This window comes from Mycobacterium sp. NTMscope_Eco_3 (assembly GCF_976985685.1).
Genome location: NZ_CDRJYZ010000001.1, coordinates 3,857,238 through 3,879,477 on the forward strand (window position 1 = coordinate 3,857,238; position 22,240 = coordinate 3,879,477).

Annotated in this window: 24 protein-coding genes; 14 read left to right on the top strand and 10 right to left on the bottom strand. The window is 70.2% G+C overall.

Annotated elements, in window-relative coordinates; genetic code table 11:
• The first annotated feature begins 3 nt into the window (after positions 1 to 3).
• The 7 genes from crtI to AC0KTM_RS17720 are packed head-to-tail and all read left to right on the top strand — an operon-like array spanning position 4 to position 6,347.
• Positions 4 to 1,524, top strand: a complete 1,521-nt coding sequence (crtI, locus tag AC0KTM_RS17690; RefSeq protein ID WP_472416274.1) for a phytoene desaturase family protein — start codon at positions 4 to 6, stop codon at positions 1,522 to 1,524.
• Positions 1,521 to 2,474: a phytoene/squalene synthase family protein gene (locus AC0KTM_RS17695; RefSeq protein ID WP_238956553.1), complete on the top strand. Its 954-nt coding sequence runs from the start codon at positions 1,521 to 1,523 to the stop codon at positions 2,472 to 2,474. Before crtI ends, AC0KTM_RS17695 begins: the two co-directional genes overlap by 4 nt.
• On the top strand, positions 2,471 to 2,794 hold the full coding sequence (locus tag AC0KTM_RS17700) for a lycopene cyclase domain-containing protein (RefSeq protein WP_472416276.1): 324 nt from the start codon (positions 2,471 to 2,473) through the stop codon (positions 2,792 to 2,794). Before AC0KTM_RS17695 ends, AC0KTM_RS17700 begins: the two co-directional genes overlap by 4 nt.
• Positions 2,791 to 3,102 carry a lycopene cyclase domain-containing protein gene (locus AC0KTM_RS17705; RefSeq protein ID WP_472416278.1) on the top strand — a complete coding sequence of 104 codons (312 nt, stop codon included), beginning with the start codon at positions 2,791 to 2,793 and terminating at the stop codon, positions 3,100 to 3,102. The genes AC0KTM_RS17700 and AC0KTM_RS17705 overlap by 4 nt, the downstream gene beginning before the upstream one ends.
• Entirely contained in the window at positions 3,089 to 3,814 is a 726-nt protein-coding gene (locus tag AC0KTM_RS17710) for a class I SAM-dependent methyltransferase (RefSeq protein WP_472416280.1), read from the top strand. The genes AC0KTM_RS17705 and AC0KTM_RS17710 overlap by 14 nt, the downstream gene beginning before the upstream one ends.
• Positions 3,811 to 5,346, top strand: a complete 1,536-nt coding sequence (locus tag AC0KTM_RS17715) for a hydroxysqualene dehydroxylase (protein WP_472416282.1) — start codon at positions 3,811 to 3,813, stop codon at positions 5,344 to 5,346. The genes AC0KTM_RS17710 and AC0KTM_RS17715 overlap by 4 nt, the downstream gene beginning before the upstream one ends.
• The gene (locus AC0KTM_RS17720) at positions 5,343 to 6,347 is read left to right on the top strand and encodes a DUF5914 domain-containing protein (protein ID WP_225326537.1); all 1,005 of its coding nucleotides are present in this window, start codon (positions 5,343 to 5,345) and stop codon (positions 6,345 to 6,347) included. Before AC0KTM_RS17715 ends, AC0KTM_RS17720 begins: the two co-directional genes overlap by 4 nt.
• On the opposite strand, the gene AC0KTM_RS17725 is transcribed toward AC0KTM_RS17720, so the two are convergent.
• On the bottom strand, positions 6,323 to 6,553 hold the full coding sequence (locus AC0KTM_RS17725) for a hypothetical protein (protein WP_472416284.1): 231 nt from the start codon (positions 6,551 to 6,553) through the stop codon (positions 6,323 to 6,325). The genes AC0KTM_RS17720 and AC0KTM_RS17725 overlap by 25 nt on opposite strands.
• A gap of 138 nt (positions 6,554 to 6,691) precedes the next feature.
• On the opposite strand from AC0KTM_RS17725, the gene AC0KTM_RS17730 reads away from it, so the two are divergent.
• Complete coding sequence (locus tag AC0KTM_RS17730) at positions 6,692 to 7,276, top strand: MarR family winged helix-turn-helix transcriptional regulator (RefSeq protein WP_225326535.1); 585 nt, start codon at positions 6,692 to 6,694, stop codon at positions 7,274 to 7,276.
• An 18-nt stretch (positions 7,277 to 7,294) separates the two neighbouring features.
• On the opposite strand, the gene fni is transcribed toward AC0KTM_RS17730, so the two are convergent.
• Positions 7,295 to 8,341, bottom strand: coding sequence for a type 2 isopentenyl-diphosphate Delta-isomerase (gene fni, locus AC0KTM_RS17735; protein ID WP_472416286.1), 1,047 nt, complete (start codon positions 8,339 to 8,341; stop codon positions 7,295 to 7,297).
• Positions 8,342 to 8,463: 122 nt separating this feature from the next.
• Between fni and AC0KTM_RS17740 the strand changes: the two genes are divergently transcribed.
• From AC0KTM_RS17740 to AC0KTM_RS17755, 4 genes are all read left to right on the top strand, one after another.
• Positions 8,464 to 10,572, top strand: coding sequence for an MMPL family transporter (locus AC0KTM_RS17740; protein WP_225326533.1), 2,109 nt, complete (start codon positions 8,464 to 8,466; stop codon positions 10,570 to 10,572).
• Complete coding sequence (locus tag AC0KTM_RS17745; protein WP_225326532.1) at positions 10,569 to 11,048, top strand: TspO/MBR family protein; 480 nt, start codon at positions 10,569 to 10,571, stop codon at positions 11,046 to 11,048. The genes AC0KTM_RS17740 and AC0KTM_RS17745 overlap by 4 nt, the downstream gene beginning before the upstream one ends.
• 11 nt (positions 11,049 to 11,059) lie before the next feature.
• On the top strand, positions 11,060 to 12,388 hold the full coding sequence (locus AC0KTM_RS17750) for a cryptochrome/photolyase family protein (protein WP_472416288.1): 1,329 nt from the start codon (positions 11,060 to 11,062) through the stop codon (positions 12,386 to 12,388).
• 87 nt (positions 12,389 to 12,475) lie between these two features.
• Positions 12,476 to 13,024, top strand: a complete 549-nt coding sequence (locus AC0KTM_RS17755) for an anti-apoptotic protein (RefSeq protein WP_238956559.1) — start codon at positions 12,476 to 12,478, stop codon at positions 13,022 to 13,024.
• Here AC0KTM_RS17755 and AC0KTM_RS17760 read toward each other — a convergent pair.
• Positions 13,021 to 13,758, bottom strand: coding sequence for an acyltransferase (locus AC0KTM_RS17760; RefSeq protein ID WP_225326529.1), 738 nt, complete (start codon positions 13,756 to 13,758; stop codon positions 13,021 to 13,023). The two genes, AC0KTM_RS17755 and AC0KTM_RS17760, sit on opposite strands and share 4 nt — an antisense overlap.
• 81 nt (positions 13,759 to 13,839) lie before the next feature.
• Between AC0KTM_RS17760 and AC0KTM_RS17765 the strand changes: the two genes are divergently transcribed.
• Together AC0KTM_RS17765 and AC0KTM_RS17770 are read left to right on the top strand one after the other, a co-directional pair.
• Entirely contained in the window at positions 13,840 to 15,174 is a 1,335-nt protein-coding gene (locus AC0KTM_RS17765) for an outer membrane protein assembly factor BamB family protein (RefSeq protein ID WP_225326528.1), read from the top strand.
• An 18-nt stretch (positions 15,175 to 15,192) separates the two neighbouring features.
• On the top strand, positions 15,193 to 15,579 hold the full coding sequence (locus tag AC0KTM_RS17770) for a hypothetical protein (RefSeq protein WP_374109650.1): 387 nt from the start codon (positions 15,193 to 15,195) through the stop codon (positions 15,577 to 15,579).
• A 4-nt stretch (positions 15,580 to 15,583) separates the two neighbouring features.
• Here the strand turns inward: AC0KTM_RS17770 and AC0KTM_RS17775 are convergent, their stop codons facing one another.
• The 7 genes from AC0KTM_RS17775 to serB all read right to left on the bottom strand — a co-directional run bounded on the left by AC0KTM_RS17775 (position 15,584) and on the right by serB (position 22,219).
• On the bottom strand, positions 15,584 to 16,267 hold the full coding sequence (locus AC0KTM_RS17775) for an esterase (protein ID WP_225326527.1): 684 nt from the start codon (positions 16,265 to 16,267) through the stop codon (positions 15,584 to 15,586).
• Positions 16,268 to 16,340: 73 nt separating this feature from the next.
• Entirely contained in the window at positions 16,341 to 17,579 is a 1,239-nt protein-coding gene (locus tag AC0KTM_RS17780; RefSeq protein WP_225326590.1) for a THUMP-like domain-containing protein, read from the bottom strand.
• A complete protein-coding gene (locus AC0KTM_RS17785; RefSeq protein ID WP_225326526.1) occupies positions 17,537 to 18,508 on the bottom strand; it encodes a class I SAM-dependent methyltransferase in 972 nt (323 codons plus the stop codon). Before AC0KTM_RS17785 ends, AC0KTM_RS17780 begins: the two co-directional genes overlap by 43 nt.
• Positions 18,509 to 18,518: 10 nt before the next feature.
• Positions 18,519 to 19,283 carry an enoyl-CoA hydratase gene (locus tag AC0KTM_RS17790; RefSeq protein ID WP_238956560.1) on the bottom strand — a complete coding sequence of 255 codons (765 nt, stop codon included), beginning with the start codon at positions 19,281 to 19,283 and terminating at the stop codon, positions 18,519 to 18,521.
• Positions 19,280 to 20,110, bottom strand: a complete 831-nt coding sequence (locus AC0KTM_RS17795) for an NUDIX hydrolase (RefSeq protein ID WP_238956561.1) — start codon at positions 20,108 to 20,110, stop codon at positions 19,280 to 19,282. The genes AC0KTM_RS17790 and AC0KTM_RS17795 overlap by 4 nt, the downstream gene beginning before the upstream one ends.
• Positions 20,107 to 20,967 carry an ABC transporter ATP-binding protein gene (locus tag AC0KTM_RS17800; protein ID WP_238957349.1) on the bottom strand — a complete coding sequence of 287 codons (861 nt, stop codon included), beginning with the start codon at positions 20,965 to 20,967 and terminating at the stop codon, positions 20,107 to 20,109. The genes AC0KTM_RS17795 and AC0KTM_RS17800 overlap by 4 nt, the downstream gene beginning before the upstream one ends.
• 16 nt (positions 20,968 to 20,983) lie before the next feature.
• Positions 20,984 to 22,219, bottom strand: coding sequence for a phosphoserine phosphatase SerB (serB, locus tag AC0KTM_RS17805; RefSeq protein ID WP_238956562.1), 1,236 nt, complete (start codon positions 22,217 to 22,219; stop codon positions 20,984 to 20,986).
• Between the last annotated feature and the right edge of the window lie 21 nt (positions 22,220 to 22,240).

Sequence of the window (22,240 nt, forward strand, 5' to 3'; positions counted from 1 at the left end):
ACCATGCGGAGAATCGAAGGACGCACCGATCACGTCGTGGTGATCGGCGCCGGCCTGGCCGGGCTCTCCGCGGCCCTGCACCTGGCCGGACGGGGGCGCGCGGTCACGGTGGTGGAGCGCGAGCCGTGGCCGGGCGGGCGGGCCGGACGCCTCGACATCGACGGGTACCGGATCGACACCGGGCCAACGGTTCTCACGATGCCCGACATTATCGACCAGACATTCGCGGCCGTCGGCGAGACCCGGTCCGACCGGCTGGAGCTGTTGACGGTTGATCCCGCCTACCGCGCCGTGTTCGCCGACGGCAGCGCGCTTGATGTGCACAGCGATGCGGACCGGATGGTTGGCGCCATCGCCGAGTTCGCCGGGGCCGGGCAGGCGGCGGGCTACCGGCGGCTGCGCCAGTGGCTGACCAGGTTGTACCGCACCGAATTCGACGGATTCATCGGCGCCAATTTCGATTCCCCGCTCTCGCTGGTCACGCCGCAGCTGGCGCAGCTGACGGCGATCGGCGGCTTCCGCAAGTGGGACCGGATGGTCAAGCGGCACATCAGCGATCCACGGCTGCAGCGGATCTTCACCTTCCAGTCGCTGTATGCCGGGGTGGCGCCGCGCGACGCCCTGGCGGTCTACGCGGTCATCGCCTACATGGACACCATCTCCGGTGTGGTGTTTCCGCGAGGCGGCGTGCGCGCGCTGCCGGACGCCTTGGCCGCCGCGGCCGCCGATGCGGGTGTCCGATTCTGTTACGACGCAACCGTTACCGCGCTCGAACGCTCCGGCGGACGGGTCACGGCCGTACTCGCCGAACGGACCGGGCGCATCGCCTGCGACGCGGTGGTGCTGACCACCGAACTGCCCCAGACCTACGCGCTGCTGGGCCGCACGCCGCGTCGCGCCGTGCGGCTGCGCGCCTCACCGTCGGCGGTGGTGGTTCACCTGGGTTGTCCCGCGGTCGCCCCCGAGACGGCCCACCACACGATCCTGTTCGGCGAGGCGTGGGACCGGACCTTCACCGACATCATCCGCGACGGTCGGCTCATGGCCGACCCGTCGTTACTGGTGACCCGCCCGACGGCCGGCGACCCGGCCCTGGCCCCCGAGGGACGCGATCTGCTCTACGTCCTGGCCCCGGCGCCGAACCTGCAGCGGGGCGCCATCGATTGGTCGCGGACCGGCGGCGCCTACGCCGAAAGCCTCGTCGCACACGTCGCCGACCGACTGCTACCCGGATTGCGGCGAGACGCAACGGTTCTCGACGTCGTCACGCCCGCCGACTGGGCCCGTCAGGGCATGGCGGCCGGCAGCCCGTTCGCGCTCGCCCACACTTTCGGCCAGACGGGCCCGTTCCGCCCGGCCAACCTGGTCCGCGGCATCGACAACGCGGTGCTCGCCGGCTCCTCCACGGTGCCGGGCGTCGGCGTGCCGACCACCCTGATCTCCGGGCGACTCGCCGCGGACCGCATCACCGGGGCCGCCGAGCGGTCGACCACCAACCTCGACATGAAAGCCGGTTTGCCATGATGCGCAGCGAATTGGCCGCCGCCGGAATCGACGATCCGCGGCTGCGCGACGGGTATCGCCGGTGCCGGGAACTCAATGCCTCCCATGGCCGAACCTTCTTCCTGGCCACCCGGCTGCTCGCGCCCGACCAACGGCCGCCCGTGCACGCGCTGTACGGCTTCGCCCGCTACGCCGACGACATCCTCGACGACCTCGATCCGCGGCTGGACGCGTCCGCTCGCGGCAGGCGGCTGCAGCAACTGTCCGAGCGCTTCTTCTCCGACGGCGCCCACCTCGACGATCCGCTGGTGGCGGCGGTTACCCACACCGCACGGCGCTACCGGATCAGCGCCGCGCTGTTCGAGGACTTCCTGACCTCGATGCGAATGGATCTCACGGTCACCGACTATCCCGACCGCGAAGCGCTCAACCGCTACATGCGGGGCTCCGCGGAAGCGATTGGGCTGCAGGTACTCCCGATCCTGGGCACGGTGACACCGGCCGAGGAGGCCGCGCCCTACGCGGCGGCGCTGGGCCGGGCCTTCCAGCTCACCAACTTCCTGCGCGATGTCGACGAAGATCTGGTACGCGGCCGGGTCTACCTGCCCGCCGACGAACTCGCCGCCGACGGAGTCGATCGAGAGCTGTTGGGATGGTGTCACACGCACCGCCGTACCGACCCCCGGGTGCGCCGCGCCCTGGCCGCGCAACACGAAATCGCGCGGCAGACTTACCGATTCGCCGCGGCGGGAATCGCCACGCTCGCGCGTCGCTCACGACCGTGCGTGGCAACGGCGGCCGCCCTGTACGCAGAAATCCTGGACTGCATCGAAAGAAGCGAGTTCGCCGTGTTCGACCACCGGGCCACCGTGGGCAGGGCTCGACGGCTTCGGGTGGCCGGTGCGGGACTGATACGGTCCTGGCGGGCGCGAAATGGCGAGCGGGACGATCTCAATGCGGGGGCCGCATGAGCGATCGGTGGCAATACCTCGTTGTGCTGGCCACATGCCTGGCGATCACCGCGCCGCTGGAGACGTTGGGCCCCGGCGTCTACCGACAGTGGCGACGTCTCATCAAGGCGGTGCTGCCCGTCGCGGCGGTGTTCCTGATCTGGGACGAGATCGCGGTCGCCGCGCACGTGTGGACCTATGACGGCGCGTACCTCACCGGCGTGAGCATCCCGTTTCGGGTGCCGGTCGAAGAGGTGTTGTTCTTTCTCGTCATTCCGACATGCGGGCTGCTGACCTACAACGCCGTGAACGCCATCCTGGCAAAGGTCCACCGGCGATGACCGGCCTCGGCTACACCCTGCCCGCCACGCTGGCCGTATTCGCCGTCTGCGCACTGGAATTGGCGGTGCTGCGAACCGGACTTTTCCGCCGACCGGCCTACTGGCTGTCGATGCTGATCGTCCTCGGATTCCAGATCCCGGTCGACGGATGGCTGACCAAGCTGAGCTCGCCCATCGTCATTTACGACGATCGGCAGCTGAGCGGGGTGCGCTTCCCCTTCGACATCCCGGTCGAGGACTTTCTGTTCGGCTTCGCGCTGGTCACCGCGGTGCTGCTGCTGGGGGAACGGCAACGTGCGCGTCGGTGATGCGGGGCCCGCCCCCGGCGACCTGGCAGCCGCGTTCGACGCGGGCGCCGCGGCCTACGATCGGCTGGTCGGCGCCAGCCCGGGTTACCACGCGCAGCTGCTTTTGTCGGCCAAGCGGATGCGGATTCCGGCCCGCGGCAAGGGCTTACGGTTGCTCGACGCCGGCTGCGGGACGGGTGCTTCGACGGCCGCCCTGCTCGCCGTCGCGCCCGAAGCCGACATCGTCGCCGTGGACGCATCGCGCGGCATGCTCGACGAGGCGCGCGCGAAGGACTGGCCCGCCACGGTGCGGTTCGTCCACACCCCCGTCGAACGGCTGGCGGAGCAGGGGATCACCGGGCCGTTCGACGGCATCCTGGCCGCGTACCTGATCCGCAACGTCGCCAACCGCGACGACCAACTGCGGAAGTTCCGCGCGCTGTTGCGGCCGGGCGGCACCCTGGCGGTGCACGAGTATTCGGTGCGCGACTCCCCCGCCGCCACCCGCGTCTGGCACGCCGTCTGTTGGGGCATCATCATCCCGTCCGGCTGGTGGCGCACCCGGGACAGTACGCTGTATCGCTACCTGTGGCGTAGCGTGCTGGCGTTCGACGGGGCCGCGCGGTTCCGGGCCCGCCTCGCCGACGCCGGCTTCACCGCCGTGCACAGCGAGACGATGCCCGGCTGGGAAGCCAACATCGTGCACACTTTCCTGGCGGATGCGCCGTCATGACCGCGCACGCCACCGATCGTCGACGCCGAACCTTGCCCGCACCAACGGGATTGCCGGACGCCGGCGCGCTGCCGTCACGCCCCCGCATCGCCGTCGTCGGCGGCGGGATCGCCGGCCTGACCGCCGCCACCGGGCTCGCCGAGCGCGGCGTCGCCGTCGACGTCATCGAACGCGAGCATTACCTCGGCGGTCGGGTCGGCGGCTGGACCGAACACGAAGGCGGCGCCGACCTCGCGATGAACCGGGGCTTCCACGCCTTCTTCCGGCAGTACTACAACCTGCGCGCCCTGCTGACGCGGATCGATCCGGAATTGCGGATGCTCACCCCCGTCGACGACTACCCGCTCATCGACGGGTCGGGGCGGCGCGACAGCTTCCGCGGGCTGCCGCGCACCCCTCCCTGGAACGCCGTCGTCTTCGCCGCGCGCAGTCCGACGTTTCGGCTTCGTGACTTCACCCGCATCGACGCCCGCGCCGCCGCGCCCCTGGCCGCGGTGTCGGTGCCGGACACCTACGAGCGCCTCGACGACATCGACGCCGCGGCGTTCCTCGAAAACATCCGATTCCCGGAGGCCGCACGGCATCTGGCGTTCGAGGTGTTCTCCCGCAGCTTCTTCGCCGACCCCGCCAAGCTGTCCGCGGCCGAGTTGGCGACGATGTTCCACATCTACTTCCTGGGATCGGCCGAAGGGTTGATCTTCGACGTTCCGTGCGCGAACTACGACAGCGCGTTGTGGCAACCCTTGAGCGGCTACCTCGAAGGGCGCGGGGTGCGGTTTCGACTCGGCACCGACGCCCAGAGCATCGACACCGGGCCGGCGGGACACTTTCGGGTACACACCGATTCCGACGAACCTCTCGACGTCGACGCCGTGGTGCTGGCCACCGACGTCGCGGGTCTGCAGCGAATCGTTGCGGCATCGAGCGGCCTGGGCACCGATGACTGGCGGGCCCAGATCTCGCGGCTGCGCACCGCGCCGCCGTTCGCCGTGCATCGGTTCTGGCTCGACCGCCCCGTCTCGGCGCGGCGGCCGGCATTCCTTGGCACGGCCGGGCACAAGCCACTGGACAACATCAGCGTGTTGGAACGCTACGAACGCGAGGCCCGCACGTGGGCGCGCACACAGCGCGGCTCCGTCGTCGAATTGCATTCCTACGCCCTGGATTCGGCGCCGTCGCGCGCGGCCGCACTACGCCAGCTGCACACGGTCTACCCGGAAACGGCTGCGGCACAGATCGTTCACGAGAGGCTGCTGCATCGCAGCGACTGCCCCCTGTTCTCGCCGGGCTCCTATCCGGACCGCCCCGCGGTGACCACCCCGACGCCGGGCCTGGTGTTGGCCGGCGACGCCATCCGAATCGACCTGCCGGTGGCGCTGATGGAGCGCGCCGCCACCACCGGCTGGTGCGCCGCGAACCAACTGCTGACACGGTGGGGACTGGCCGGGCACCCGTTGGCCACGGTACCCACCGAGGGCCGGTCACCACTGCTGCGATGGCTTGCCACCCGCCAGAGAGTCGCCCGGCGATGAACATCCGCGACCGGCTGCAAACCCTGCGAGAGCGCTCCAAAGATTGGCCCCTGCAGGTGATCCCGCGTGTGCCGTGGGCCGATCAGCGCCCGACCTATCGCGACGCCCAACCCGCCCTCATCGAGGCCGCGCTGCGGCGCTCCCAGCACCGGGCCACCGGCAACTGGTACGCGTTCGCCGCCAGCCGGCAGGTGGTCGGCGGGCGACCGTTCGGCGCGCGCGTCGCCGGCGTCGAGGTCGTCGCCTGGCGCGACGAACGGCACCGACTGTGCGTGGGGCCGCGCAGCTGCCCGCACCTGGGGGCCGACCTCGCCACCGGGACGGTGCATCGGGGCACGCTGGTGTGCCGGTGGCACGGGCTGACCCTGGACGGCCGCGCCCGCGAATTCGGTTGGAGCCCACTGCCCGGTCACGACGACGGCACCCTGGTCTGGGTGCGGCTCGATGCGGTCGGACGCGAGACGCCACTGGAGCTTCCGGTGATTGCGGACCGGCCGACCGGCGACACCCTGGCCGCCGTCGCCCGCATGGAGGGCGTCTGCGAACCCATCGACATCATCGCCAACCGGCTCGATCCGTGGCATGGCGCATGGTTTCACCCGTACTCGTTCACCCGGCTCGAGGTGCTCAGCACGCCGACCGAACACGCCGACCGCTTCTTGGTGGCCGTGACCTTCCGGATGGGACGCCTGGGGGTGCCCGTCGTCGCGGAGTTCAGCTGCCCGGAGGCCCGCACCATCGTCATGCGCATCGTGGATGGGGAGGGGACGGGCAGCGTCGTCGAAACCCATGCCACCCCAATCGGTTTGGGACCCGACGGCCGTCCCCGCACCGCCGTCCTGGAAGCCACCATCGCGCATTCGGGGCGGCCCGGGTTCAAGCGGGCATCTCGGGTGGCGCCGCTGATCACACCGCTCATGCGCTTCGCGTCCAGCAGGCTCTGGCGCGACGACCTCGCCTACGCCGAGCGCCGCTATCAGGTCCGCGGCGGTGCCGGATAGCGGGGCGCAGCGTGCGCCGCCGATGCCGGCCCGCCCCTGCGGCCGGCCGTCCGCTTCCACACCATCCACAGCGCCCCCACCAGCAGGACCGCCAGCACGATCACCGTGGGCCACACGGCCAGCTGGGCAAGCCACAACCGTCGTTGCAGGCGCAGCACTTTGCGCTCCGCTCGGCGCAGGCGTTGCGATGTCTCGATCAAACTCATCGCGCATCACATACCCGGGGCGCGCCCGTTCAAACCGGCGCGGTGACCACAGCACCGTGACCAGGGTGCCGTAGGCTGATGGCCGCTGACCGGACCGGAAACGCTGGTCGGCGTATCTTGCAAGAAGGATGCGGGTAAGTGACCAAGCGCGCCGCCGCTGATCGGCGAGTAGATCGAGCCGAACTCGAGAAGTTGGTGTCGGCCGACATGCGTGCGATCACCGCGCAATCCGACCGCATCGGCCGGCACTTCGCTCGCCAAAACGACGTCAGCGGCACCGACTTTCACGCGTTACTGCACATCATGGTCGCCGAAACCGCCGGGACGCCGTTGACCGCGGCGCAATTGCGCCGGCGCATGGACGTTTCACCGGCCGCCATCACCTATCTGGTGGACCGCATGATCGAGGCGGGCCATGTCCGGCGCGAGCCCGACCCGGAGGATCGCCGCAAGACGCTGCTTCGCTACGAGAAATCGGGGATGGCGCTGGCTCGTTCTTTTTTCACTCCCCTTGGCGCCGAGCTGCGTACCGCCCTGTCCGACCTGCCCGACCGCGACCTGACGGCGGCCCATCGTGTCTTCGCGGCGATGATCGAGGCGATGTCCACCTTCGAATCCCGGCTCACCGCACCAACTCCCAAGAAGTCGACCGCCACCGACAGTAAGAGCGCCGCGCCAAAAGGCCGACGCAGCGCGGCAACGGCGAGCCGCACGCCCGGCTGACGGCCACGTCGCGCGAAGCTACGGCAGCGCGACGAGATCGACCTCGCGCAGGCCGGCAAGGTTCGCGACTCCGCAGCCGTGCAGGCAAACCCGAAGCTCGTCGATGAACGGCTGCAGCCAATCCACCACGGCGGCGGCGGATTCGATCGCGGCTCCCAGCAGCGGCCGGGCCACCGCCACGACGTCGGCGCCCAATGCGATCGCCTTGGCCGCGTCCATCCCGGTCCGGATGCCCCCGGAAGCCACCAACGGGATCTCCGGCAGCACCTCGCGCACCTCCAGGATCGCCCGCGCGGTGGGGATGCCCCAGTCGGCCAACTCCGGATAGCGCAGTTCGCCGTAACGCACGAACTGCTCCACGCGCGACCACGACGTGCCACCGGCGCCCGCCACGTCGATCCCGGCAACCGGGACGTTGCCTTCGGCCCCAAGAAGTTCCGCCACCGCGGCGCCGCCGATCCCGTGGCCGACCTCCTTGAGCAACACCGGGTGGCCGAGGGCGCCGGCCACTTCTCGCAGCCGATCCACCGAGCCGGAAAAGTCGGTGTCGCCGTTGTGTTGCATCGCTTCCTGCAACGGATTGGTATGCACGGCCAGCGCGTCCGCGCCCACCCGATCAAGTGCCTTCGCCAGGTCCGGCACCGCCGCGCCCGCCAGTTGAGATAGACCGATATTGCCGAACAGCAACACATCTGGGGCGACGTCGCGAACCGCGAAGCTGTCCGCGGCGCGCTCCCCCAGCGCGCTGTCCAGCATGATGCGCTGCGAGCCGAGCATCATGCCGACGCCCAGCTGTTGGGCGGCCGCGGCCAGGTTCCGGTTGATCGTCCCGGACAGCTCGGCGCCCCCGGTCATCGCGCCGATGAGGATCGGAGACCGCAGGTTGACACCGAAAAAGTTGGTGGACACGTCGATGTCGCCCAGGCTGGTCTGCGTGAGGGCGTTATACGGCAAGCGATACCGGTCCAGGCCGGTGGTGACCCCGTCATAGCCGACCGGTTCGCCCAGGCACACATGGATGTGGCGCCGCTTGCGATTCTTCATCGCGCCACGGTCGAGGGTCATCGCCGGCAACCCGCTGCGTCCATAATGTCCATAGTGCCCCCTGGTGCACACCGCCTTCGGTGCGCCGTGGCGATGCATCATTTCAGTTGATTAATGTTTAACAAACTGAAAGGCTTGTGTTCGTGGTGTGGGAACCCTTGGCCGCCGCCGTGACGGGTCGACGCTCGTGGCTGCTCGCGCTGGTGGCGGCGCTGCTGGGCGTCGGCTTCATGGTGCTCATCGGCGGGAACGCGGCGGCGGGCCAGTCGCCGAAATCGCTTCCCGACGACTCGGCCTCCGCCGAAGTGGACGCGCTGTCCCGGCAGTTTCCCGGCGGCGACCGCGCGCCCCTGATCGTGGTCGTCAGCCGCACCGACGGTGCGGTGCTGAGCCCCTCCGACATCTCCGCCGCCCGAGCGGCCCGCGATCGCGCCCACGCCGCCGCGCAACCGGGCGGGGCCGACGGCGCGGCGCCCGCGCTGCCGTCGAACGACGGCAAGGCCGTCCTGGGCATCGTGCCGATCAGCGCAGGCCTGTCGGGTCTCGCCCTCGGCGACACCGTGACCGCGCTGCGCACGGCCGCGGCGACGGGCCTGCCCGCGGATCTGCGGGTTCACATCACCGGCGGCCCGGCGTTCGGCGCCGACATTGCCGGCGCCTTCACCAACGCCAACATCACCCTGCTCGCCGTGACGACGTCGGTGGTGGCGCTGCTGCTGATCGCCACCTATCGGTCCCCGGCGCTATGGGTGGTCCCCCTGCTGGTCGTCGGATTCGCCGATCGGGTCGCCGCCGCGGTCGGCACCGCGGTGGCGTCGGCGACCGGGTTGAGCTTCGACGGCGCCACGTCGGGCATCACCAGCGTGCTGGTGTTCGGGGCGGGCACCAATTACGCGCTGCTGTTGATCTCCCGGTATCGCCAAGAGCTTCGGCGCCAGTCCGGGCACCGTGCCGCCTTGCGCCACGCCGTGCGCCGGTCGGGCCCGACCATCGTGGCCAGCAATGCCACCGTGGTGCTGGCCCTGCTCACGCTGCTGTTCGCCGCCACCCCGAGCACGCGCAGCCTGGGCGCGTTGGGGGCGTGCGGCCTGGTGGTCGCCGCGGTGTCTGTGCTCGTCATCCTGCCGCCGATCCTCGCCCTCTGCGGCCGCCGATTGTTCTGGCCGTTCATCCCGCACGCCGGGGACGACGCGGCCCGGGATTCCGGTGCGTGGCGCCGCATCGCGGAAGGGGTGGCCCGTCGTCCCGCACTGGTTGCGGTGATCGCGATCGCGGCCCTGGCCGCCCTGGGCACGGGCTTGTGGGGAACCCGGATCGGGCTGTCGCAGACCGAACAGTTCCGGGTGCATGCGGATTCGGTGTCCGGTTACACCGTTGTGGCTGAACACTTCCCGGCCGGCCTGGCCAACCCCACGCTGGTCGTCGCCCCCACCGCCCACGCGTCGTCCGTTCGGCAGGCCATCGGGACCACGCCCGGGGCGGTCTCGGTGACCGAGTCCGGCCGCTCGGAAACCGGGTTGACGAAATGGTCGGTGGTGATCGACGCACCGCCGTCATCCAACCAGGCATTCGGCATCGTTGCCGCCCTGCGGAATTCGACCCGGGCCGCCGACCCCGGTGCGCTGGTGGGCGGCGCCGACGCGCAGGCCCTCGACATCCGGGATGCGGCCACGCATGATCGCGTGCTGCTGATCCCGGCGATCCTGGCCGTCATCCTGGTGGTCCTGTATGTGTTGCTGCGATCGGCCCTCGCCCCGCCGACCCTGCTGGCCGCGACCATCCTGGGCGCCCTGGCCGCGTTGGGCATGGGCGGCTGGGCGAGCATCCACGTCTTCGGCTTTCCGGCGCTGGACAACACCACCCCGCTGTTCGCCTTCCTGTTCCTGGCCGCCCTCGGCGTGGACTACACCATCTTTCTGGTCACCCGGGCCCGCGAGGAAGCCGCGCAGCACGGCGCGCGCGACGGGATGGTCCGCGCGGTGTCGGCCACCGGCGGCGTAATCACCAGCGCGGGAATCGTTTTGGCCGCCGTATTCTGCGTGCTCGGGGTGTTGCCGTTGATCGTCCTGACGCAGTTGGGGATCATCGTCGGCCTGGGCATCCTGCTCGACACCTTCGTGGTGCGTACGCTGGTCATCCCGGCGCTGTTCACCCTCATCGGCGACCGGATCTGGTGGCCCAACAGCCCTACCCACACCGAACCCGTTGAGCAGCAAGCGGATCGGGCCCAACGCGAACGGAGCACCCCGTGAACAAATCGATCTTGGGCGCGACATCCCTGGGCGTCGCCGCAGCCGCCGGCGCCGGCAGCGTCGCCAGCGCCGACGCCGCCTCGCCGTGGTATTCGCGGCTTCACAAGCCCGCCTACCAGCCGCCCCGCGCCGCCTTCCCCACGGTATGGACCACGCTTTACGGGGACATCGCGGCCACGTCGGCGGTGGCCATCGACCGGTTTCGCGCAACCGGGCAGCACGGCAAGGCGCGTCGCTACGCCGCGACGCTCGTGGTGAATCTGCTGCTCAACGCCGGGTGGAGTTGGCTGTTCTTCCGGTACCACAAGCTCGGCGCGGCCGCGGTCGGTGCCGCGGCGCTGACGGCCAGCAGTGCCGACCTGGTCAGGCGCACGGCCGAAGCCACCCCGCGGGGCGCGCTGGCGCTGCTGCCCTATCCGCTGTGGTGCGGCTTCGCGACCGTTCTGTCCACCCACATCTGGCGGCTCAACCGTTAGGGAGCCGAATCATGCCCGCGCTGTTGTGGTTTCGCCGCGATCTGCGGCTGCGTGATCATCCGGCGCTCCTCGCCGCGGCCGAGAGCGACGAGGTGCTCGCCTGTTTTGTGCTCGATCCGCGCCTGGAAGGCTCGTCGGGACAGCGCCGGCTGCAGTTCCTGGGTGACTCGCTGCGGCGGCTGCGCGACGACCTGGATGGGCGCCTGCTCGTAACCCGCGGGCGGCCCGAGACACGGATTCCCCGCATTGCCAAGGAGATCGGCGCGTCGTCGGTGCACATCGCGGAAGACTTCGCGCCGTTCGGCACGCGCCGCGACGAACGGGTGCGGGCCGCATTGGGCGCGGTCCCGCTGGTGGCAACGGGGTCACCGTATCTCGTGTCGCCCGGACGCGTCACCAAGCCGGACGGTTCGCCCTACCAGGTGTTCACCCCGTTTTTGCGGCGGTGGCACGAAACCGGCTGGCGGGCGCCGGCGCAATCGAGCGCCACGTCCGCGCGCTGGCTGGATCCGCGGCGCCTGGGGATCGAGCGCTGCGAAATCCCCGACCCCGGCGTCCGGCTCGATGTCGCCGCCGGCGAGGCGGCGGCGAGCATTCAGTGGGAGTCCTTCGTCGGCGACGGATTGAGAAGCTACGGCGCCGACCGCGACCGACCCGATCTGGCAGGCACCAGCCGGATGTCGGCGCACCTGAAATTCGGCACCGTCCATCCCCGCACTCTGGTTGCCGACCTGGACACGCGCAGCGGCGGGGCGCAAGCGTACCTGCGGGAGTTGGCTTTTCGCGATTTCTATGCCGATGTGCTGCACCACTGGCCGGCGAGCGCGTGGCGCAACTGGAACGGCGCTTTCGACGGCATCAAGACCGACGCCGGCGCCGAGGCGAAGCGCGGCTTCGCGGCGTGGAAGGCCGGCGAAACCGGTTTTCCCTTCGTCGACGCCGGGATGCGTCAGCTGCGGGAGACCGGGTTCATGCACAACCGGGTGCGGATGATCGTCGCGTCGTTTCTGGTCAAGGACCTGCACCTGCCATGGCAGTGGGGCGCCGAATGGTTTCTGGACCAGCTCGTGGACGGCGACATGGCGAACAACCAGCATGGTTGGCAGTGGTGCGCGGGCTGCGGCACCGATGCCGCGCCCTACTTCCGGGTGTTCAACCCGACGACGCAGGGCGAAAAGTTCGATCCCACAGGCGATTACATTCGCCGTTGGGTGCCCGAGCTGCGCTCGGCGCATGACGCGCACCTGCGCAAGGGCGAGCGGCCGGACGGTTACCCGCAGCCCATCGTCGACCACGCCGCCGAACGGGCCGAAGCGCTGCGGCGTTATCAGCGCATCTGAACTCGGTGTTCGTTAGCCCGAGCGTGCACCCGGAGCCGGTTGGCGTGCCATGATCGGACGATTCGGTCAAGCCATCGGGAGCCGACAATGACCATCTCCCTCATCCGCGTGCTGATCTCGGGCGCCGCCGCCGGCCTTACCGCGGTGATCACGGGCTGTTCCTGCTCGATCGGTTCGTCGCACGCGGTGAGCAGGAGCGATGTCGCCGGCCAAATCACCGCCAAGATGACCGACGCCGCCGGCAACAAGCCCGAGTCGGTGAACTGCCCGAACGACCTGCCCGCCAAAGTCGGCGCGCAGGTGAACTGCGAAATGACGGTGAAGAACCGGCCGTTCGGTGTCAGCGTCACGGTCACCCGCGTCGACGGCAGCGACGTCAAGTTCGACATGGTGGAGATGGTCGACAAGAACCAGATCGCCGCCGCGATCAGCACCCAGCTCGGCCAGCGGGTGGGCAGAAAACCGGACTCGGTGACCTGCCCCGACAACTTGAAAGGCGTTGCGGGCGCGTCGCTTCGGTGTCAGCTCACCGACCGCGGCGCAAAGTACGGCGTGCTGGTGACCGTCACGAACGTCGATGCGGGCGACGTCAATTTCCATTTCAAGGTCGACGACCGGCCCCAACCAAATAGCTAGCGGGAGGCCTTTTTCCGTTCGATGTCGGCCAGGGCGGCGGCCAGCTCGGCACGCTGCGCGGCCGAGCTCTCCCAGGCGAGCTGGCGGTTCTTGACCACCTTGGCCGGCGCGCCGACCGCAATCGAGTAGTCCGGAATCACACCGCGCACCACCGCGTGAGATCCCAGCACGCAGCCGCGCCCGACGGACGTGCCCCGCAGCACCGACACCTTGACCCCCACCCAGGTGTCCGGGCCGATCCGCACCGGGGACTTGACGATGCCCTGATCTTTGATCGGCAGGTCAATGTTGTCCATGCGGTGGTCGAAGTCGCAGACGTAGCACCAGTCGGCCATCAACACCGAATCGCCGAGCTCGATGTCGAGGTAGGCGTTGATGACGTTGTCGCGGCCCAGCACCACTTTGTCGCCGAAGCGCAGCGAGCCCTCGTGTGCGCGGATGGTGTTCTTGTCACCGATGTGGACCCAGCGGCCGATCTCGAGCTGCGCGAGCTCGGGCGTGGCATGGATTTCCACGCCCTTGCCGAGAAACACCATGCCGCGGGTGATGATGTGCGGGTTGGCCAGCTTGAACTTCAGCAATCGCCAGTAGCGCACCAGGTACCACGGGGTGTATGCGCGGTTGCGCAGCACCCACCTCAGCGAGGCCAACGTGAGGAACTTGGCCTGGCGCGGGTCGCGCAGGTTCGATCCACGCCAGCGGCGATGGACCGGAGCGCCCCACATGCTCGTCATGGCCGGAAAGCCTAGTCGAGGGGCCAAGCGATACCCTCACGTGTACTCGATCGCCGCACCTGCGCCCGCCCCGGGAAGGACTTGGAAACCGACGTGCTTGCGCGACAACTCGTCAGTGGGCTTCGGCGTTGCTCATCCGCGCTGCTGGCGGCGGCGCTCACGGCCGTGGCCAGCGGCTGCGGCAACACCGACTCCTGGGTGGACGCGTCGGCCGCGCAGGGTTGGCCGGCGCAATACGCCGACGCCGCCAACAGCAGCTACACCGCCACCGGCGGGGCCACCAAGCTGTCGTTGCAGTGGACCCGCTCGGTCAAGGGCAGCCTGGCGGCCGGACCCGCGCTCAGCGCGCGCGGCTATCTGGCACTGAACGCCCAGACCTCGGCGGGGTGCTCGCTGATGGAGTGGGAGAACAACCACAACGGGCGGCAGCGCTGGTGTGTGCGGTTGTTCCAGGGCGGCGGCTTCGGCGGCCCGCTGCTCGACGGGTTCGACAACGTGTACGTCGGCCAGCCCGGAGCGTTCCTGTCTTTCCCGGTGACCCAGTGGACGCGGTGGCGCCAGCCGGTGATCGGCATGCCCACGACGCCGCGGTTCCTGGGCAACGGCGAGTTGCTCGTCGCCACGCACCTGGGGCAGGTGCTGGTGTTCGACGCCCATCGCGGCCAGGTGGTGAGCAGCCCGCTCGATCTGGTGGACGGTATCGATCCCACCGATGCGACGCGCGGGCTCGCCGATTGCGCACCGGCCCGCCAGGGCTGCCCGGTGGCCGCGGCCCCCGCCTTCTCGGCGGCCAACGGGATGGCGGTGCTCGGCGTCTGGCAGCCGGGCGCGCCGGCCGCGGTTCTGGTGGGCCTGAAGTACCACCCGGGGCAGACCCCGCTGCTGACCAAGGAGTGGACGAGCGACGCCGTGGGCGCGGGCGCGATCGCCAGCCCGGTGCTCTCGGCCGACGGGTCGACCGTCTACGTCAACGGCCGCGACCAGCGCCTGTGGGCGCTGCGCACCGCGGACGCGAAGGTGAAGTGGTCGGTGCCGCTGGGATTTCTGGCGCAGACTCCCCCGGCGATCACTCCGCAGGGGCTGATCGTCTCCGGCGGTGGGCCCGACACGCGGCTGGTCGCGTTCAAGGACGCGGGCGATCACGCCGATCAGGTGTGGCGCCGCGACGACGCCGTCCCCCTGTCGTCGTCGAGCCTGGCGGGGGCCGGGGTCGGCTACACGGTGGTCAGCGGGCCGCCCGCCAACGGCGCGCCCGGGATGTCGGTGTTGGTCTTCGATCCGGGTGACGGCCACACGCTGAACAGCTATCCGCTGCCGGCGGCCACCGGGTATCCGCTGGGGGTTGCCGTCGGCACCGACCGGCGGGTGGTGGCCGCCACCAGCGACGGTCAGGTCTACGGTTTCGCGCCGGCCTGACCGGGACATACTCCTGGAGTGCCGATCGACGACCCCACAGCAGCGGACGCCGCGACCACCACAGCGGAGGGCCGGCAGGTCAGCACGCCGGATATCGTGGCGACGCTCGTCTTGCTGGTCATCCATGGGGCCCTCTACGGAGCGAGCTTTGTGGTGCTGGGCCTGCTGGTGATGAGCACGGACCCGTGCGGCTATCAGAAGTGCGGCGATCCCGCCTGGATCGACCGGGCCATGAACCTGGGCACCTGGGGCGGGGCCGCCCTCTTGATCGCCGACGTCGTGGTCGCCGTGTACCTGCTGGTGTGCCGGAGAAGGGCGTTCTTCGTGCCGATCATCGGTTGCGTCGCGCAGGTGGCGTTGGCGGCCCTGGCCGTGGCGATGGAATTGCGGGCCGGACCCGTTTGAGCGCTCAGATGGCCAGCGGCGGGATGGCGCTGCGGGGCACCTGGGCCTGGGCGGGCCCGCCGAACGCCGGCAGCATCTCGCCGGGGGCGAAGTAGAAGATCAGCTGATCGTCGGTGATGGCGAAGTTCTGATAGTGCGACGGGTCATGCCCCGTCGACGGCAAAATCGCAGCGCCCAAAGGGGTTTGACGTTCCAAGTCGCGCTGGACGATCGGGAAGATGGCGTCCAGCGGCGTCGCGCCCGGGGGAAACAGGTTGTCGAACGTGATGGGCTGCTTCGTGCCGAGGTTGTAGTTGAACGCCTTGTACCAGGTCGATGAACGCGTTCCCCCGACGTCCTGAAAGAACTTGAGCACCACGCTGCGGGTGTTGTGCGGCGGCTGGCCGGCGCTGCGCTGGTCGGTGGTGGCCTCCAGCTGGTAGGGCTGGTCACGACCCCCGGAACTCTGCGCGACGTTGACGAAGCCGTCCCGGTTTTGGGTGATGTAGTCGGTCAGCGCCTGTTGGTCCGGGTAGTCGGTGGGAAACGTCATGGTGAGCATGTAGTTGGCGCCGGTGGCGTGCACACGACACATCTGGTCGGCCTCGACGGTGCCGCCCAGGCTCGCGCAGGACGGCGGCGCGGCGGCGGCCGGCCAGCCCACCAAGACCGCCGGCGCGAGCAGCGCAGCGGCTATCAGATAACGCATCGTGGAATTGTCCTCGCAAACTAGCCAGGGCGGGGTGTGACCGGAAAAGTAACCGCCGCCAGCGTACCCGGCGCTACCGGGACGCCCGGCAAACGAACGCCATCGCGCGACCGGAGGCGCGTGCACCGATGCGGGTGATGACCACCGACAGCGGTCGGTCGCCGCGCAGCCGCATCCGTTTGCGCAACGCGTCAGGGTCCACCCGCACCCCGCGGACCAATACCTCCAACGACCCGCAGTCCAGCGCCGACAACGCCTGCCGGAGCCGTCGTTCGTCGAAGACCAGCTGCTCGATCACCTCGAAGCCTCGCACCGCGGCCGGCAGCCGATCGCCCGAGAGATAGGCGATGTCGGGATCGAGCTGCCACAGCCCGTGCCGCGCGCCGTAGTGGCGCACCAGCCCGGCCCGGACCACCGCGCCGTCCGGGTCGACGATCCACCGCCCGACCGGCCGCACCGGGCAGTCATCGGGGTCGGCGTCGGTGAGCTGCTCGTCGCGGTCGAGGACGCTCGCCCGCCGGGTGACGCCGGGCCGCGCCAGCCCCGCCGACCACAGACACGCTTCCCGCACCGAGCCGCGATAGGACGTCACCTCGATCTCTCCGTCGAACCCGAGGCGACGAACCTCGTCGAAATCGATTCCCGGAGCGCACTTTACGGCGAAATCCCGATCACGGTAGGCGTCGAGCAACGCGGCCAGCCCGGGCTGATAGTCGTCGATGCGCAGGCGCCGCCGCCCCTGCGCACGTCGCGAAGGATCGACGACGAGCACGGCGTCGCGGGTGACCGGGTGCAGCGCGTCGGCGCGGCAGAGCCCCACCGGCCCCAGGTTGTGGCGGGCCATGGCCAGCCGCACGGAGTCGAGATCGCTGCCCACCGCCGTGATCCCGCGGCCGCGCAGCGCGGCCAGCTCGGTGCCGATCGAACAGGTCGCGTCGTGCACCACGACGTCCGGTCCGCCCTCGGCCAGCCGCCCGGCCCGGTGCAGCGCCACCGGCGCGGCGGTGGCTTGCTGCAGCGCCTCGTCGGTGAACAGCCAGTCCGACACCGCGAAGCCCGGCCCGCTCAGTTTCTCCACGGCGCGGCGGCGCAACAGGACCGTCTCCACCAGCACCGCCGCCCGGTCGCCGAAGTGGGCGCGGGCCGCGGCGACGTCGGCGACCCGGGTGGCGTCCGTCAGCTCGAGTTCGGCGACGGTCGCCAGCGCCGCGGCGCCGGCTTGCGACCGCAGGTAGCCGACATCGTCGGCGCTGAACCGCAGCCCACCGCTCAGGAGGGTTTGACCCCGGTCACCATCACGTTGTAGAACCAGCCCTTCGGCACCACGCGCCGCCACACGTTGGCGTCCGCCCAGCTCAGGGCTTTCCAGCCGTTGAAGGCGAATTTCGCCCAGCCCCACCCCAGCCGCCCGGCCGGCACCGACGCCTCGAAGGTGCGCACCGGCCAACCGAACATCGCGGCGGTGAACTCCTCGCTGACGGTCCGCACCTCGGTGGCGCCGGCGTTGGCGGCCATCCGCTCCAGGTCACCGGGCGTGAAGGTGTGCAGGTCGACGATGGCCTCCAGCGCCGCGGCCCGGGAGGATTCATCGAGCTCGGCCTGCGGGCGCCGCCAGCTGCCCAGGCCGGGCAGCTTGGTGACGTTGGTGGCGATCCGCCAGGTCAGCGTGGACAGCTCGCGGGCGTAGACGTCGCCGGCGCTGGTCGGTTCGCCGGCAAAGACGAACCGTCCGCCCGGGCGCAGCACCCGGATCACCTCGCGCAGCGACAGCTCGACGTCGGGAATGTGGTGCAGCACGGCGTGCCCGACGACCAGGTCGAAGGTGTTGTCTTCATACGGGATGCCCTCGGCGTCGGCGACCCGGCCGTCGATGTCCAGGCCCAGGGACTGCCCGTTGCGGGTGGCGACCTTGACCATGCCCGGCGACAGGTCGGTCACCGACCCGCGGCGCGCGACCCCGGACTGGATCAGGTTCAGCAGGAAAAAGCCTGTGCCACAGCCCAATTCGAGGGCCCGGTCGTACGGCAGGTCACGGAGCACCTCGTCGGGCACGATGGCGTCGAAACGGCCGCGCGCGTAGTCGATGCAGCGCTGGTCATAGGAGATCGACCACTTCTCGTCATAGGTTTCGGCCTCCCAGTCGTGGTAGAGGACCTGGGCCAGCTTGCTGTCGTGCCGGGCGGCCTCCACCTGTTCGGCGGTGGCGTGAGGCGTCGGCACGGCGTCGGTCGAACTCGTCATGCAGGGCAGCCTAACGGCCGCCGGGATCCGCCCGATCGCCACCGCCCTGACCAGCGGAGAACACCTCGGCGTAGCGGCGGCGTTCGGCGGCGAGGCGCTCGGGGCGCCCCAGGTCGAACACGTCGTTGATTCCGGCCTTGGCGGCGGCCAGCGCGTGCCGCGGACCCTCGAGGAAACGGCGCGCCCATCCCGCGGCGGCGTCGTACACGTCATCGGGGGCCACCATTTCGTCGATGAGGTTCAACGCCAGGGCCTCTTCGGCGTCGAAGAATCGCCCGCTGAACACCAGCTCCTTGGCCTTGCTGGCCCCGGCGGCCCGGGTCAGGCGGGCCATCGCGTCGCCGCCGGGCACCAGCCCGGCCAGGATTTCGGTCGCGCCGAACTTCACGTTGTCACCGCTGATGCGCCAATCGGCGGCCAGCGCCAGCGTGAGCCCGGCGCCCAACGCGTAGCCGGTGATGGCCGCCACGGTCGGCTTGGGGATGGCTGCGACCGCGTCGATGGCCTCCTGCCGGACCCGGGCCGCGGTCTCGGCTTCGGCACCCCGCAGCGTACGCAGTTCGGGCATGTCGTCGCCGGCGGAGAAAATCTCGTGGCCGCCGAACAGGATGACGGCCGCGACATCGTCGCGCCGCCCCAATTCCTCGGCCGCCGCGATGACCTCGCGGTAGACCTGGCGGGTCATCGCGTTGGTCGGGGGCCGCGACAGCAGCAGCATGGCCAGCCCGGCGTCCTGCGAGCCGTCGCTGACCACGACGCTGACGAACTCGCTCAATGCCGCCATCCCAGCCCGCCCGCTTCCCGCGCCTGGTGGTAGCGGTCGGAATCGAAGAACTCGAAAACCCAGTTGTCGCCCTGGATCTCGAGGTGCGGCTGCACCGGGACGATCTGGCGTTCCACGGCCAGCACCTCGGCGACGGTCCGCCCGGCCAGCGAGTCCAGCTGCGTCCAGGTTGGCGGCAGCAGGAAGCTGCGACCGGCCGAGAAGTCGGCGATGGCCGCCTCCGGCGTCGTCCAGCCCGCGCGGTCGGATTCGGTGTTCTCACCGTCGGCGCGCTGCCCCTCCGGCAGGGCCCCCACGAAGAAATAGGTGTCGTAGCGGCGGGTGCGCTCGGCCTCCGGGGTGACCCAGTTGGCCCACGGCCGCAACAGGTCCGAGCGCAGCTCCAGCTTCTCGCGCCGCAAGAAGTCCGCGAACGACAACGTCCCGTCGGCCAGCGCCCGGCGGGCGTCGCCGTACACCGACGCGTCGCCGACGATACTGTCCGGCGCCGCACGGCCCCGGCCCGCCGGGCCGGCAAACAGCACCCCGGACTCCTCGAAGGTCTCGCGGGCCGCGGCGCAGACCAGCGCCTCGGCCAGGTCGGGTTCGATGCCGAAGCGCTGCGCCCACCACTCCGGCGCCGGTCCGGCCCATGCGATATCGGCGTTGCGGTCGCGGTCGTCGACGCCGCCGCCGGGGAACACCATCGTCCCCGCGGCGAACTCCATCTTGGCGTGCCGGCGCATCAGGAAGACGCCCAGTCCGGGGCCCGTGTCGCGGACCAGCATCACGGTCGCCGCCGGCCTGGGGACGAGCGGGGTTTCCTCGGGTGACGTCATAGCTGCCTCCGGTGGGCTGCGCGGGTGCGGACTCGCCGCGCGAAGTAGCGCCCGTCGACGACGTCGAGGGCGATCGCTTGGCCGAAAGCGGTGGACAGATTCTCCGCGGTCAGCACGTCGGTGAGCAATCCCGCGGCCACCACCTCGCCTTCGGCGAGCAGCATGCAGTGACTGAACCCGGGCGGGATCTCCTCGACGTGATGGGTGACCAGCACCAGCGCGGGCGCGTCGGGGTCGGCGGCCAGGTCGGCCAGGCGCGCCACCAGCTCCTCGCGCCCGCCCAGGTCCAGGCCGGCGGCGGGCTCGTCGAGCAGCAGCAGTTCGGGGTCGGTCATCAGCGCGCGGGCGATCAGCACCCGCTTGCGTTCGCCTTCCGACAGCGTGCCGTAGGTGCGGTCCGCCAGATGCTCGGCGCCGAGGCTCTCCAGCATGTCGATCGCCCGGCGGTAGTCGACGTCTTCGTAGCGCTCGCGCCACCTGCCCAGCACCGCGTAGCCGGCGGAGACGACGAGATCGCGCACCACCTCGTCGCCGGGCACGCGCTGCGCCAGCGCCGAGGAACTGAGGCCGATGCGGGAACGCAACTCCGTCACGTCGACCCGGCCCAGCCGCTCACCGAGCACGAAAGCCACGCCGGACGAGGGATGTTCGGCCGCCGCGGCGATCCGCAGCAGCGACGTCTTGCCCGCCCCGTTGGGCCCGACGATGACCCAGCGCTCGTCGAGTTCGACCGCCCAATCCAGCGGCCCGACCAGGACGTTGCCGCCGCGCTGGAGCGACACCTCGCGCAACTCGATCAGCAGATCGGGGTCGGCTGCCTCGCTTCCGTTTTCGGGCACCCGACCATCGTGCCGTATGCCCGGCGAGCGCGAGCTACTCGGGCGGGATTTCCACCCGGCGCACCTCGCCGTCGACCGCGTCGGCGGCCTCGATTTCGCCCCGGGTGATGCCCAGCAGGAACAGCACCGTGTCCAGGTAGGGGTGGCTCAACGACGCGTCGGCCACTTCACGCAGCGCCGGCTTGGCGTTGAACGCGATCCCCAGCCCCGCGGCGGCCAGCATGTCGATGTCGTTGGCGCCGTCGCCCACGGCGACGGTCTGCGCCATCGGGACCCCGGCATGCTGCGCGAATTCCCTTAGCGCCGTGGCCTTTCCGGCCCGGTCGACGATGGGACCGATCACCCGGCCGGTGAGGGTGCCGTCGACGATCTCCAGCTCGTTGGCGGCGACATAGTCCAGCATCAGCTCCTCGGCCAGCGGCTCGATGATCCGGCGGAAACCCCCGGACACCACGCCGCACGCGTAACCCAACCGCCGCAGCGTCCGCAGCGTGGTCCGCGCCCCCGGCATCAGCTCCAGCTGGTCGGCGACCTCGTCGATCACCGTCGCGGGCAAGCCCGCCAGCGTCGCGACCCGCTGCTCGAGCGACTGGGCGAAGTCCAGCTCGCCGCGCATCGCGGCGTCGGTGATCGCGGCGACCTTGCCCTCGGCACCCGCCCTCGCCGCCAGCATCTCGATGACCTCGCCCTGCACCAGCGTCGAGTCCACGTCGAACACGATGAGCCGCTTGGCCCGCCGTTCCAGGGTGAAGTCCTCGACGGCGACGTCGACGTGCTCCTCGCTGGACACCCGGTTCAGCGCGGTCCGCAGCCGGCCGTCGGCACCGGGCGGCACCGAGACCCGCAACTCCAAGCCGGTCACCGGATAATCCGAGACGCCGCGAATCAGGTCGATGTTGACGCCCAGCGCGGCCACCTCGCGGGCCACCGCGCCGAACGCCCCGGCCGTGATGGGCCGGCCCAGCACGAAAATGGTGTGCGTCGAGGGGTCCCGGATGATCGGCACGTCGTCGCTGCGCTCGATGCTGACGTCCAGGCCCACCTTGTGGATGGCCGACTCGACATCGTGACGCAGTTCGGCGCCGTCGGCGACGGCCGCCGGGCAGCACACCAGCACGCCGAGCGTCAGGCGGTGCCGGATCACCACCTGTTCGACATTGAGCAGCTCGACCCCGTGCCGCGACAGCGCCTCGAAGAGGGACGCGGTCACGCCCGGTTGGTCCACGCCGGTGACGGTGATCAGCACCGACACCTTGGGTGGTGAGTTCACTCCCGACAGCCGCCCGTCAGG